This is a genomic window from Pseudomonas sp. NY15372 (genome assembly GCF_048068215.1).
GTDB classification, from domain to species: Bacteria; Pseudomonadota; Gammaproteobacteria; order Pseudomonadales; family Pseudomonadaceae; genus Aquipseudomonas; species Aquipseudomonas guariconensis_A.
In genome coordinates this window covers 106,737-119,397 of sequence record NZ_JBLUPY010000007.1, presented here as the reverse complement: position 1 = coordinate 119,397, position 12,661 = coordinate 106,737, and the positions used below count along the sequence as shown (strand labels likewise).

12 protein-coding genes are annotated in these 12,661 nt (G+C 63.3%); 10 read left to right on the top strand and 2 right to left on the bottom strand.

Annotated elements, in window-relative coordinates:
- Positions 1-177: 177 nt before the first annotated feature.
- From rpoE to pdxJ, 10 genes are all read left to right on the top strand, one after another.
- Entirely contained in the window at positions 178-759 is a 582-nt protein-coding gene (gene rpoE, locus ACNFG0_RS08115) for an RNA polymerase sigma factor RpoE (protein WP_010220971.1), read from the top strand.
- A gap of 31 nt (positions 760-790) precedes the next feature.
- The gene (locus tag ACNFG0_RS08110) at positions 791-1,381 is read left to right on the top strand and encodes a sigma-E factor negative regulatory protein (protein ID WP_084855936.1); all 591 of its coding nucleotides are present in this window, start codon (positions 791-793) and stop codon (positions 1,379-1,381) included.
- A 12-nt stretch (positions 1,382-1,393) separates the two neighbouring features.
- The gene (locus ACNFG0_RS08105; RefSeq protein WP_196144278.1) at positions 1,394-2,359 is read left to right on the top strand and encodes a MucB/RseB C-terminal domain-containing protein; all 966 of its coding nucleotides are present in this window, start codon (positions 1,394-1,396) and stop codon (positions 2,357-2,359) included.
- 202 nt (positions 2,360-2,561) lie between these two features.
- Entirely contained in the window at positions 2,562-3,962 is a 1,401-nt protein-coding gene (locus tag ACNFG0_RS08100) for a DegQ family serine endoprotease (RefSeq protein WP_416764453.1), read from the top strand.
- A 318-nt stretch (positions 3,963-4,280) separates the two neighbouring features.
- Entirely contained in the window at positions 4,281-6,080 is a 1,800-nt protein-coding gene (lepA, locus tag ACNFG0_RS08095) for a translation elongation factor 4 (protein ID WP_196144276.1), read from the top strand.
- Between the two features lie 5 nt (positions 6,081-6,085).
- Positions 6,086-6,940, top strand: coding sequence for a signal peptidase I (gene lepB, locus ACNFG0_RS08090; protein WP_196144275.1), 855 nt, complete (start codon positions 6,086-6,088; stop codon positions 6,938-6,940).
- A gap of 164 nt (positions 6,941-7,104) precedes the next feature.
- Entirely contained in the window at positions 7,105-7,794 is a 690-nt protein-coding gene (rnc, locus tag ACNFG0_RS08085; RefSeq protein ID WP_084855946.1) for a ribonuclease III, read from the top strand.
- Entirely contained in the window at positions 7,787-8,689 is a 903-nt protein-coding gene (era, locus tag ACNFG0_RS08080) for a GTPase Era (RefSeq protein WP_196144274.1), read from the top strand. The genes rnc and era overlap by 8 nt, the downstream gene beginning before the upstream one ends.
- 170 nt (positions 8,690-8,859) lie before the next feature.
- Positions 8,860-9,543, top strand: a complete 684-nt coding sequence (gene recO / locus ACNFG0_RS08075) for a DNA repair protein RecO (RefSeq protein ID WP_196155497.1) — start codon at positions 8,860-8,862, stop codon at positions 9,541-9,543.
- Positions 9,544-9,605: 62 nt separating this feature from the next.
- Entirely contained in the window at positions 9,606-10,328 is a 723-nt protein-coding gene (gene pdxJ, locus ACNFG0_RS08070) for a pyridoxine 5'-phosphate synthase (protein WP_230381171.1), read from the top strand.
- A 120-nt stretch (positions 10,329-10,448) separates the two neighbouring features.
- Here pdxJ and ACNFG0_RS08065 read toward each other — a convergent pair whose 3' ends face one another.
- Both ACNFG0_RS08065 and ACNFG0_RS08060 read right to left on the bottom strand, forming a co-directional pair.
- Positions 10,449-11,831: a heavy metal sensor histidine kinase gene (locus tag ACNFG0_RS08065; protein WP_196144271.1), complete on the bottom strand. Its 1,383-nt coding sequence runs from the start codon at positions 11,829-11,831 to the stop codon at positions 10,449-10,451.
- A complete protein-coding gene (locus tag ACNFG0_RS08060) occupies positions 11,828-12,502 on the bottom strand; it encodes a heavy metal response regulator transcription factor (protein ID WP_196144270.1) in 675 nt (224 codons plus the stop codon). The genes ACNFG0_RS08065 and ACNFG0_RS08060 overlap by 4 nt, the downstream gene beginning before the upstream one ends.
- Positions 12,503-12,661: the final 159 nt, after the last annotated feature.

Here is a 12,661-nt window from a genome sequence, read left to right as displayed (position 1 = left end):
CGAGACCTGATTATCGACGCAGCCGGCCATGTCCGCGCTGCGTCTTTCGTGCGAGCCGACCAAGGGCCGCAGGAAACTTGCTTGGAGGGGAGAACTTTTGCGCAAACGCCGAGTCTATGGTTGCAAGCCTGAACGATGGCTGTTGCAACGCTCCTTCGAGATCACTGAGGAGTGTTCATGCTAACCCAGGAAGAGGATCAGCAGCTGGTCGAGCGCGTGCAGCGCGGCGACAGGCGAGCGTTCGATCTGTTGGTGCTGAAGTATCAGCACAAGATTCTCGGGTTGATCGTGCGGTTCGTACACGACACCCACGAGGCCCAGGATGTCGCGCAGGAGGCTTTTATCAAGGCCTACCGGGCGCTGGGAAATTTTCGCGGTGACAGTGCGTTCTATACCTGGCTGTACCGCATCGCCATCAATACGGCGAAGAACTATCTGGTATCCCGTGGAAGACGGCCGCCAGACAGCGATGTGAGCTCCGAGGATGCGGAGTTTTACGACGGCGATCATGGTCTCAAGGATCTCGAGTCCCCAGAGCGCGCGTTGTTGCGGGATGAAATCGAAGGCACTGTCCATCGCACCATCCAGCAGCTGCCCGAGGACCTGCGCACGGCATTGACCCTACGTGAGTTCGACGGACTGAGTTACGAAGACATTGCCAGCGTCATGCAATGTCCGGTGGGTACCGTGCGCTCTCGAATCTTCCGCGCTCGGGAGGCCATAGACAAAGCCCTGCAACCGTTGTTGCAGGAAACCTGAGACAGCGGCGACAGCCAAGAGAGGAACCGCCATGAGTCGTGAAGCTTTGCAGGAATCGCTGTCCGCGGTGATGGATAACGAAGCGGACGAACTGGAACTGCGTCGGGTGTTGAACGCCGTCGACGATCCTGAAACCCGTGCCACCTGGTCGCGCTACCAGGTTGCCCGCGCAGCCATGCACAACGAGCTGGTGCTGCCGAAACTCGATATCGCCTCGGCGGTGTCCGCTGCGCTGGCCGACGAAGCCGTACCTGCCAAGGTCAAGCAAGGCCCATGGCGCAGCATCGGCCGCCTGGCTGTCGCAGCCTCGGTGACCGTGGCCGTGCTCGCTGGCGTGCGCCTGTACAACCAGGACGAGATCACTGGTGCCGAGCTCGCTTCCCAGCAGCCAGCCCAACAAGGCCTGAGCGTGCCACAAAGCAAAGGCCCGGCTGTTTTGGCAGGCTATAGTGAAAGCAGTGAGCAACCGACCGGGCCGATGGCCAACGGCGTGCTGCAGAACCAGGCCGGCTGGGACCAGCGTCTGCCAGGCTACCTGCGCCAGCATGCCCAGGAATCCGCGCTCAAGGGCACCGAAACCGCTCTGCCCTACGCACGCGCCGCCAGCCTGGAAAACCGTTAAGTAAGGAGGATCATGCGCGCGCTACCTCTCCTGTCGCTGCTGCTCGGCAGCTGCATGACGGTGCCGGCACTGGCGGCCAACTCCTCGCCCGAGGCGAGTGAATGGTTGAACAAGCTGGCACGGGCCGAGCAAGAGCAGAGTTACCAGGGTTCCTTCGTCTACGAGCGTAATGGCAGCTTCTCCTCCCACGATATCTGGCACCGCGTCCAGGACGGCAAGGTCAGCGAGCGTCTATTGCAGCTCGATGGCGCGGCCCAGGAAATCGTGCGCGTCGATGGCAAGGTGCAATGCGTCAGTGGGGCCCTGGCCAGTGGTGTAGGCACGCCACCGGACTCCGCACCGCGTGTACTCGATCCCCTGAAACTGATGAGCTGGTACGACTTGAGCGTGGCAGGCAAGTCGCGGGTCGCCGGTCGCGACGCCGTGATCGTCACGCTCAGCCCACGGGACCAGCACCGCTACGCCTTCGAATTGCACCTGGATCGCCGCACCGGCCTGCCGCTGCGCTCGTTGATGCTCAACGACAAGAGCCAGTTGCTCGAACGTTTCCAGATGACCCGCCTGGACACCGATGACCTGCCCACCGACGATGACCTCAAGGCCAGCGCCGCGTGCAAGCCGGTCGAGCGTGTCGCCTCGGCCAGCACCGAGGCCGTCGCTGGCTGGCGTTCGGATTGGCTGCCGCCGGGCTTCGAGCTGATCAACAGCTCGGTACGCCGCGACCCGAAACGCGACAGCATGGTCAGCAGCCTGATGTATGACGATGGCCTGGCACGCTTCTCGGTGTTCCTGGAGCCTGTCAACGATGACGTCGGCCCCGACACGCGGGCGCAGCTGGGGCCAACGGTGGCGGTTTCGCGCCATCTCAATACGCCCAAGGGCAAGGTCATGGTCACGGTGGTCGGGGAGATTCCCCTGGGGACCGCCGAGCGTGTCGCCTTGTCCATGCGCCCCCAGGATGCCCAGGCGCGCCAATGATGGCGCGCTTTCCTACAACACGTAGGTCATGCGGCTGACATGAAATTAAAGCATTGTCATTTGCAATCCTTTCGTAAATTTTTTATAGGTCAGGCTTCTCGGGGTCTGGCCTTTCTTGCTTGTGCAAGGGCCTTACTTTGTTAACTACGCTCGTTGTGACGGGAGCCGTATGTCGATACCACGCTTGAAATCCTATCTCTCGATGTTCGCCGCCGTGCTGATGCTCGGCCAGGTGCTCACCGCCCAGGCCGAGGAAGCCCTGCCGGACTTCACCACCCTGGTCGAGCAGGCCTCGCCGGCGGTGGTGAACATCAGTACCAAACAGAAACTGCCGGACCGCCGTGTCGCCGCCGGGCAGATGCCGGACCTCGAAGGCCTGCCCCCGATGTTCCGCGAATTCTTCGAGCGCAACATGCCGCAGATGCCGCGTTCGCCCCGTGGCGATCGCCAGCGTGAAGCGCAGTCGCTCGGTTCGGGCTTCATCATCTCCAGCGACGGCTATGTGCTGACCAACAACCATGTGGTGGCTGACGCCGACGAGATCATCGTGCGCCTGTCCGACCGCAGTGAACTGCAGGCCAAGCTGGTCGGCACCGACCCGCGCACCGACGTGGCCCTGCTCAAGGTCGAGGGCAAGAACCTGCCGACCGTCAAGCTGGGTGACTCCGAGAAGCTCAAGGTCGGCGAGTGGGTATTGGCCATCGGTTCGCCGTTCGGCTTCGACCACTCGGTGACCAAGGGTATCGTCAGCGCCAAGGGCCGGACCCTGCCCAATGACACCTACGTGCCGTTCATCCAGACCGACGTGGCGATCAACCCAGGCAACTCCGGTGGCCCGCTGTTCAACATGAAGGGCGAGGTGGTCGGTATCAACTCGCAGATCTTCACCCGCTCCGGCGGCTTCATGGGCCTGTCGTTCGCCATCCCGATCGACGTGGCGCTGGATGTCTCCAACCAGCTGAAGAAAGACGGCAAGGTCAGCCGCGGCTGGCTGGGCGTGGTGATTCAGGAGGTCAACAAGGACCTGGCCGAATCCTTCGGCCTGGACAAGCCTGCCGGCGCCCTGGTGGCCCAGGTGCTCGAAGACGGCCCGGCGGCCAAGGGCGGCCTGCAGGTGGGGGACGTCATCCTGAGCATGAACGGCCAGCCGATCGTCATGTCGGCCGACCTGCCTCACCTGGTGGGCAGCCTCAAGGACGGCGACAAGGCGCGCCTGGACATCATTCGCAACGGCAAGCGCCAGAACCTGGACATCACCATCGGCGCACTGCCGGAGGATGATGCCGACATCGGTACCGGTGGCCAGAGCGGCGCCGAGCGCAGCAGCAACCGCCTGGGCGTTTCCGTGACCGACCTGACCGCCGAGCAGAAGAAGTCGCTCGAGCTCAAGGGCGGCGTGGTCATCAAGGAAATCCAGGACGGCCCGGCAGCGCTGATCGGCCTGCGCCCAGGTGACGTCATCAGCCACCTGAACAACCAGGCGATCACCTCGGCCAAGCAGTTCACCGAAATCGCCAAGGACCTGCCGAAGAACCGTTCGGTATCCATGCGCGTACTGCGCCAAGGCCGCGCGAGCTTCATCACCTTCAAGCTGGCGGAATAAACCTGAAGGTGGCGTAGGAAAAGGGCAGCTTCGGCTGCCCTTTTTCATGAATTTCATGAAATATGCCGCCGATCGCAGTACATCCTGTGGGGCGGGCTTGCCCCGCGATTGGCTCGACTCTGTTATCGAACCCGTGTGGCAAGGGGCTGCGCCCTTGATCGCGGGGCGGGTAGGTCGATACTGCGCCTGTTCCCGTAGGGTAAGCATCGGCTGCCATGCCGCTTGATCAGGAATCTCCCATAACCCCGCGGCTTGAGGTACAATTCCCGGCTATTTTTCGGCGGGCGTCCGGCTCGCAGCCTTTTCGAGTGTTGACCCGTGAGTGATTTGAGTCATATCCGCAATTTCTCCATCATCGCCCACATCGACCATGGCAAGTCGACGCTGGCCGACCGTTTCATCCAGATGTGCGGTGGCCTGACTGCGCGCGAAATGGAAGCCCAGGTCCTCGATTCCATGGACCTCGAGCGCGAGCGCGGTATCACCATCAAGGCCCACAGCGTCACGCTGCACTACAAGGCCCAGGACGGCAAGATCTACCAGCTGAACTTCATCGATACCCCCGGTCACGTGGACTTCACCTATGAAGTCAGCCGCTCCCTGGCTGCGTGTGAGGGTGCGCTGCTGGTGGTGGACGCCGGTCAGGGTGTCGAGGCCCAATCCGTGGCTAACTGCTACACCGCCATCGAGCAGGGCCTGGAGGTCATGCCGGTACTGAACAAAATGGACCTGCCCCAGGCCGACCCGGACCGCGTCAAAGACGAGATCGAGAAGATCATCGGCATCGACGCCACCGACGCCGTGGCCTGCAGTGCCAAGAGCGGTATGGGTGTGGACGAGGTGCTCGAGCGCCTGGTGCAGACCATCCCCGCGCCCGAAGGCGAGATCGACGCACCCCTGCAGGCGCTGATCATCGACTCCTGGTTCGACAACTACCTGGGCGTCGTCTCCCTGGTCCGTGTACGCCATGGCCGGGTCAAGAAAGGCGACAAGATCCTGGTCAAGTCCACCGGCAAGGTGCACTTGGTCGACAGTGTCGGCGTCTTCACCCCCAAGCACACCCAGACCGCCGACCTCAAGGCCGGTGAAGTGGGCTTCATCATCGCCAGCATCAAGGACATCCATGGTGCCCCGGTCGGTGACACCCTGACCCTGTCCTCGACCCCCGAGGTCGAAGTGCTGCCCGGCTTCAAGAAGATCCAGCCGCAGGTCTATGCCGGCCTGTTCCCGGTCAGTTCCGACGACTTCGAGGATTTCCGCGACGCGCTGTCGAAACTCACCCTGAACGACTCTTCGCTGCAGTACCTGCCTGAAAGCTCCGACGCCCTGGGCTTCGGCTTCCGTTGCGGCTTCCTCGGCATGCTGCACATGGAGATCATCCAGGAGCGCCTGGAGCGCGAATATGACCTGGACCTGATCACCACCGCGCCGAGCGTGATCTACGAGCTGGTCCTCAAGACCGGCGAGACCATCTACGTCGACAACCCGTCCAAGCTGCCGGACGTCTCTGCCGTGCAGGACTTCCGTGAGCCGATCGTCACCGCCACCATCCTCGTGCCCCAGGAGCACCTGGGCAACGTCATCACCCTGTGCATCGAGAAGCGTGGTGTGCAGCGCGACATGCAGTTCCTCGGCAGCCAGGTGCAGGTGCGCTACGACCTGCCGATGAACGAAGTGGTGCTGGACTTCTTCGACAAGCTGAAGTCGACCAGCCGTGGCTATGCGTCGCTGGACTATCATTTCGATCGCTACCAGTCGGCCAACCTGGTCAAGCTGGACGTGCTGATCAACGGCGACAAGGTCGATGCCCTGGCGCTGATCGTTCACCGCGACAACGCCCACTACAAGGGCCGTGCGCTGACTGAAAAGATGAAGGAACTGATCCCTCGGCAGATGTTCGACGTGGCGATCCAGGCAGCCATCGGCGGCCAGATCGTGGCGCGTACCACCGTCAAGGCACTCAGAAAGAACGTACTGGCTAAATGCTATGGCGGTGACGTCAGCCGTAAGAAGAAGCTGCTGGAGAAGCAGAAGGCCGGTAAGAAACGCATGAAACAGGTCGGCAACGTGGAAATCCCACAGGAAGCCTTCCTCGCCGTGCTCAGGTTGGATAGCTAGGTCCTATGTCGCTAAATTTCCCGCTGTTGCTAGTCATCGCCGTTGCCGTCTGCGGCCTGTTGGGCTTGATCGACCTGCTGTTCCTGGCCCCGCGCCGGCGAGCGGCGGTCGCCAACTACCAGGGCAGCGTCAGCCAGCCTGAAATGGCTGTGCTCGAGCGCCTGAACAAGGAGCCGTTGCTGGTTGAATACGGCAAGTCGTTCTTCCCGGTGCTGTTCATCGTGCTGGTGCTGCGTTCGTTCCTGGTCGAGCCGTTCCAGATCCCTTCGGGGTCGATGAAGCCCACCCTGGAAGTGGGTGACTTCATCCTGGTGAACAAGTTCTCCTATGGCATTCGTCTGCCGGTGATCGACAAGAAGGTCATCGAGATCGGTGACCCGCAGCGGGGCGACGTGATGGTGTTCCGCTACCCCAGCGACCCGAACGTCAACTACATCAAGCGCGTGGTCGGCCTGCCGGGCGACCAGGTTCGCTACACCAGCGACAAGCGCCTGTATGTCAATGGCCAGCCGGTAGCCGAGCAACTGGTCGGCACCGAGCCCGGTACCCTGGGCAGCGCCCAGCTGTACAAGGAAAAACTGGGCGAGGCCGAGCACCTGATCCGCAAGGAGATGAGCCGCTACCGCATGCCGCCGGACCAGCAATGGACCGTGCCTGCCGGCCATTACTTCATGATGGGCGACAACCGCGACAACTCCAACGACAGCCGTTACTGGGACGACCCGAACATTCCGAAGGAACTGCATGGCATGGTTCCGGATCGGAACATCGTCGGCAAGGCCTTCGCGGTCTGGATGAGCTGGCCGGAGCCCAAGCTCAGCCACTTCCCCAACCTGTCGCGGGTCGGCCTGATCCATTGATACCCAACGGCGCTGTCTGGCAGACAGCGCCGAATGCATTTCTGACATAGGCTGTGTTCTCAGGGATCGAGAGATTCTGCTGCCCACAAGGTGGTGGACCACAGCCAAACAGTCTTTCAGGATGTTGATTTGAACAACGCGTTGAACAACCCACGGGTGGCCCCATGAGTGCTTCCCTTGCCCGCCTGGAGCGCAAGCTCGGCTATACCTTCAAGAATCAGGACCAGATGCTGCTGGCCCTGACCCATCGCAGCTATGCCGGGCGCAATAACGAGCGCCTGGAGTTTCTGGGCGATGCCATCCTCAACTTCGTGGTCGGCGAAGCGCTGTTCGAGCGTTTCCCCCAGGCCCGGGAAGGCCAGCTGTCGCGCCTGCGCGCACGCCTGGTCAAGGGCGAGACCCTGGCCCGTCTGGCCCGTGGCTTCGACCTGGGCGAGTACCTGCGCCTGGGCTCGGGTGAGCTCAAGAGCGGCGGTTTTCGCCGCGAGTCGATCCTGGCCGATGCGCTCGAGGCATTGATCGGTGCGATCTACCTGGACGCCGACATGGCGGCGGCGCGCGAGCGCATTCTGGCCTGGCTGGCCGGTGAGTTCGACGGCCTGACGCTGGTCGACACCAACAAGGACCCCAAGACCCGCCTGCAGGAGTTCCTGCAGTCGCGTGCCTGCGAACTGCCGCGCTACGAAGTGGTGGATATCCAGGGCGAACCGCACTGCCGTACCTTCTTCGTCGAATGCGAAGTGGTGCTGCTGAACAACAAGAGCCGTGGCCAGGGCGTGAGCCGGCGTATCGCCGAGCAGGTCGCCGCTGCCGCCGCATTGATCGCCCTGGGCGTGGAGAATGGCAATGACTGATAGCAACCCGACCCGCTGCGGCTATGTGGCCATCGTCGGCCGCCCCAACGTGGGCAAGTCGACCTTGCTCAACCACATCCTCGGCCAGAAGCTGGCGATCACCTCGCGCAAGCCGCAGACCACCCGCCACAACATGCTCGGCATCAAGACCGAGGGTGACGTGCAGGCGATCTACGTCGACACCCCCGGCATGCACAAGGCCAACGACAAGGCCCTGAACCGCTACATGAACCGCAACGCCTCGGCGGCCCTGAAGGACGTCGACGTGGTTATCTTCGTGGTCGACCGTACCCGCTGGACCGACGAGGACCAACTGGTGCTCGAGCGCGTCCAGTACGTCACTGGCCCGGTGATCCTGGCGGTCAACAAGACCGACCGCATGGATGAAAAGGCCGAGCTGATCCCGCACCTGCAATGGCTGCAGCAGCAACTGCCGAACGCCGAGATCGTGCCGATCTCCGCCCAGCAGGGGCACAACCTCGAGGCCCTCGAGGCGCTGATCGCCAAGCACCTGCCGGAGAACGAGCACTTCTTCCCCGAAGACCAGATCACCGACCGCAGCAGCCGCTTCCTGGCCGCAGAACTGGTCCGCGAGAAGATCATGCGCCAGCTCGGAGCGGAGCTGCCTTACCAGATCACCGTGGAAATCGAAGAGTTCAAGCAGCAAGGTCACGTGCTGCACATCCACGCGCTGATCCTGGTCGAGCGCGACGGGCAGAAGAAGATCATCATTGGCGACAAGGGCGAGCGCATCAAGCGTATCGGCTCCGAGGCGCGCAAGGACATGGAGCTGCTGTTCGACGCCAAGGTCATGCTCAACCTCTGGGTCAAGGTCAAGGGCGGCTGGTCCGACGACGAACGTGCCCTGCGCTCGCTGGGCTACGGCGACCTGTAACCCCACAGGCTGGTCACCCCCCCTGTAGGAGCGGCCTTGTGCCGCGAAGGGCTGCGTTGGCCCCCACGTTCAAGCGTCGCTGCATGACGAATTGGGGCCGCTTCGCAGCCCCTTCGCGGCACAAGGCCGCTCCTACAGGGGCATATGCCGAACCGGGGCGAGTGATTTCCATGGAACAACCTGTCGGCCAACCGGCCTACGTGCTGCATAGCCGTGCCTACAAGGAAACCAGTGCGCTGGTGGACTTCTTCACGCCGCAGGGCCGCGTGCGGGCCGTGCTGCGCCGTGCTCGGGGCAAAGGCGGCAGCCTGGTGCGCCCGTTCGTGGAGCTGGAAGTAGAACTGCGTGGGCGTGGTGAGCTGAAGAATGTCTACCACCTGGAGAGCATCGGCATTGCCGGCTGGCTGCACGGCGACGCCCTGTTCAGCGGGCTCTATCTCAACGAGCTGCTGATGCGCCTGCTGCCGGCAGAGGCCCCGCACCCCGGCTTGTTCGAACACTATTCCCTGACGCTCCAGGCCCTGGCCGCCGGGCGTGCACTGGAACCCCTGCTACGTGCCTTCGAATGGCGCCTGCTGGACGAGCTGGGGTATGCCTTCGCACTGGACCGCGATATCAACGACGATCCGATCGAAAGCAGCGGCCTGTACCGCTTGCAAGTAGATGCAGGGCTGGAGCGGGTGCACCTGGCGCAGCCCGGGTTGTTCACCGGTGCCGAGCTGCTGGCGCTGGGCCAGGCCGACTGGGCGACACCTGGCGCCTTGCTGGCCGCCAAGCGCCTCATGCGCCAGGCCCTGGCGGTGCACCTGGGCCCCAAGCCGCTGGTCAGTCGGGAACTGTTTCGCAAGCGCTGAGCACATCGTATGCTGTGGGGCTAACACTTCAGGAGAGCCCTTTCGTGACTCACAGCAACCGCATGCTTCTTGGCGTCAATATCGACCACGTGGCGACTCTGCGCCAAGCCCGGGGCACCCGTTACCCGGACCCGGTCAAGGCCGCGCTGGATGCCGAGGAGGCGGGAGCCGACGGCATCACCGTGCATCTGCGTGAAGACCGCCGGCACATCCAGGAGCGCGACGTGCTGTTGCTCAAGGATGTGCTGCAGACGCGCATGAACTTCGAAATGGGCATCACCGAAGAGATGATGGCCTTCGCCGAGAAAATCCGCCCGGCGCACATCTGCCTGGTGCCGGAAACCCGCCAGGAACTCACTACTGAAGGCGGCCTGGATGTCGCTGGCCAGGAAGCGCGGATCAAGGCCGCTGTAGAGCGCCTGGCGCGTACGGGCGCCGAGGTTTCGCTGTTCATCGACCCGGACGAGCGTCAGATCGAGGCTTCGCGTCGCGTCGGCGCACCTGCCGTCGAGCTGCATACCGGCCGTTACGCCGATGCCCAGACGCCCACCGAAGTGGCCGAAGAGCTGCAGCGTATCGTCGATGGCGTGGCCTTTGGCGTGGGACAGGGGCTGATCGTCAACGCCGGCCACGGCCTTCACTACCACAACGTCGAGGCAGTAGCGGCGATCAAGGGCATCAACGAGCTGAATATCGGCCATGCGCTAGTGGCCCATGCCCTGTTCGTCGGTTTCAAGGCGGCGGTGGCGGAGATGAAGGCGCTGATAGTGGCCGCTTCCCGCTGATTTTCCGCGTGGCCTGATCGCGGAACAAGCCCGCTCCCACAAGAGGCGCGCAAAATCAGATGGTTATGCGTTGTTCTACGAGAGCGGGCTTGTCCCGCGATCAGGCCGGTACGGAAAACATCATTCCGCGCGAAACACTAATGCGAACTGCGTCGGCCCCAGGCTTTGGCTGCTGACCTCGACCCGCCCTCCATGCAGCTGCATGATCGACTTCACGATCGCCAGCCCCAGGCCGGTCCCGCCTTCCTGCCGGGAACGCCCACTCCCGGCACGATAGAAGCGTTCGAACAAGTGCGGCAGGTGTGCCTGGGCAATGCCCGGCCCCTGGTTTCGCACCGCCAGCCTGACTTCGTCGCCCCGACGCTCGATCGTCACGTCCACCACGTGGTGCTCAGGGCTGTGCCGGATGGCATTGCTCAGCAGGTTGGACAGTGCCCGCTGGACCATGAGCCGATCCCCAAGTGCGGTGCCCCAGCCCCGCAAGCGCAGTTCGACCCCCTTGAGCTCGGCACTGAAGGCGAACAGCTCGACGACTCGCCCGGCTTCCTCGGCCAGCGCCAGCGGCACCTGGGTGAGCTGCGCCTGCGGCTGGCTGGCCTGGGCGAGGAAGAGCATGTCGTTGATGATGCGGTTGAGCCGGGTCAGTTCCTCGACGCTTTCTTCCAGGGCTTCCCGGTAGCGCAGACCCTCGCGCTCGCGAGCCAGGGTGACCTGGGCCTTGCCCATCAGGTTGCCGATGGGCGTGCGCAGTTCGTGGGCCAGGTCATCAGAGAACTGGGACAGTTGGCTGACGCCTTGGTCCAGGCGGTCGAGCATGACATTGATGGCCCGGGCCAGCTCCGCGAGCTCCTGGGGCAGGCCGCTGTCGGGCAGGCGATGCTCCAGGTCCTGGGCTGACACCCGGCCGGCGATGCGGCGGAAATGGCGCAATGGGCGGAGACCTCGTTGAACCAATTTCCAGGCACTGAAGCCGATCAGTAGCAGCAATAGCGGCAGGGCCCATAGGGTCGAGTGCAGGTAAGCCTGGAGCAAGGCGCTATCGTCCGCGCGGTTGAGTGACATCATCACCCGCACGGGCGTGTCGTCGCGCAGGCGCATCAGGCGGGTGGCAGTGAGGAACTGGTTGCCGGCTGTGTCGCGCCAGGTATGGAAGGTCAATCGGGATTCGACCGGCAGTTGGCTCGCCTGTGTCGCCAGGGCCGGGCCCAGGCTCAGCAGCAAGGGGTGACGACCGTTCAGGGCCAGCACGCTCAGGCTCAGGTTGTCATGGCCCATGACCAAGTCGAGCAAAGGGTGGGCGCGTCTGCCCAGGTCTTCGTTGCGCATGTCCACGCGCAGGTTGTGCTCGACCTGCAGCATCTTGCGCGTCAGGTCCTTGCGCGCGCGGCTGTCCAGTTCGTGGTCCAGGGCGAACACCGCCAGGCAGGCCAGCAGCATCACCAGGGCCGCTCCCATGAGCGTCACCGTCAGGCCCAGGCGAACGGACAGGCTTGCCTGCTTCACGGGCGTGCCTCGAGCACATAGCCAACACCGCGTAGAGTGTGGATCAGCTTGTCGTCGAACGGGTCGTCGATCTTCGCCCGCAGACGCCGGATCGATACCTCCACGACGTTGGTGTCGCAGTCGAAGTTCATGTCCCAGACCAGCGAGATGATCTGCGTGCGCGACAGTACCTCACCGCTCTGGCGCATCAACAGGTGCAGCAGGGCGAACTCCTTGGCAGTGAGGTCGATGCGCCGGCCGGCACGGAAGGCGCGGTGGCGGCCGGGGTCCAGTTCCAGGTCGGCGACGCGCAGGGTGCTCGGTTGCAGGTGTTGGTCGTTGCGCCGCAACAGGGTGCGGATGCGCGCCAGCAACTCGGGAAACTCGAACGGCTTGAGCAGATAGTCGTCGGCGCCTAAGTCCAGCCCCCGGACCCGGTCGGCCAGGCGACCATGGGCCGTAAGCATCATGATGCGCGTGGACGACTCCGCCCGCAGGCGCTGCAGCACGCTCCAGCCGTCGAGTTCAGGCAGGTTGACGTCGAGAATCACCAAGTCGTAGGGCTGTTGCCGGGCCAGGTGCAGGCCGTCGATACCGGTGTGGGCACAGTCGACCACGTAGCCGTTCTCGCGCAGGCCTTGTTGCAGGTAGTCGGCGGTACGCAGTTCGTCTTCGATGATCAGTAGGCGCATGGGCAGGGCTCGTGTGCTGAAAGGCGGTGATTCTCGACCCTGTAGCAGGATCAGGGTCAAGGGCAGGGATGTTACGGTATGCGAATGGCGGGGGGGCGTGGATAACGGATTTGTAATGCAGCGGTCATCCTGGCGATAGACCGGTGCTTTTCGGGGGAG

Coding starts and splice junctions, on each gene's coding strand:
- rnc (WP_084855946.1), top strand. CDS start 7,105: ATGAGTGCTTCCCTTGCCCGCCTGGAGCGCAAGCTCGGCTATACCTTC.
- ACNFG0_RS08060 (WP_196144270.1), bottom strand. CDS start 12,502: ATGCGCCTACTGATCATCGAAGACGAACTGCGTACCGCCGACTACCTG.
- recO (WP_196155497.1), top strand. CDS start 8,860: ATGGAACAACCTGTCGGCCAACCGGCCTACGTGCTGCATAGCCGTGCC.
- rpoE (WP_010220971.1), top strand. CDS start 178: ATGCTAACCCAGGAAGAGGATCAGCAGCTGGTCGAGCGCGTGCAGCGC.
- ACNFG0_RS08105 (WP_196144278.1), top strand. CDS start 1,394: ATGCGCGCGCTACCTCTCCTGTCGCTGCTGCTCGGCAGCTGCATGACG.
- lepB (WP_196144275.1), top strand. CDS start 6,086: ATGTCGCTAAATTTCCCGCTGTTGCTAGTCATCGCCGTTGCCGTCTGC.
- pdxJ (WP_230381171.1), top strand. CDS start 9,606: ATGCTTCTTGGCGTCAATATCGACCACGTGGCGACTCTGCGCCAAGCC.
- era (WP_196144274.1), top strand. CDS start 7,787: ATGACTGATAGCAACCCGACCCGCTGCGGCTATGTGGCCATCGTCGGC.
- ACNFG0_RS08110 (WP_084855936.1), top strand. CDS start 791: ATGAGTCGTGAAGCTTTGCAGGAATCGCTGTCCGCGGTGATGGATAAC.
- ACNFG0_RS08100 (WP_416764453.1), top strand. CDS start 2,562: ATGTTCGCCGCCGTGCTGATGCTCGGCCAGGTGCTCACCGCCCAGGCC.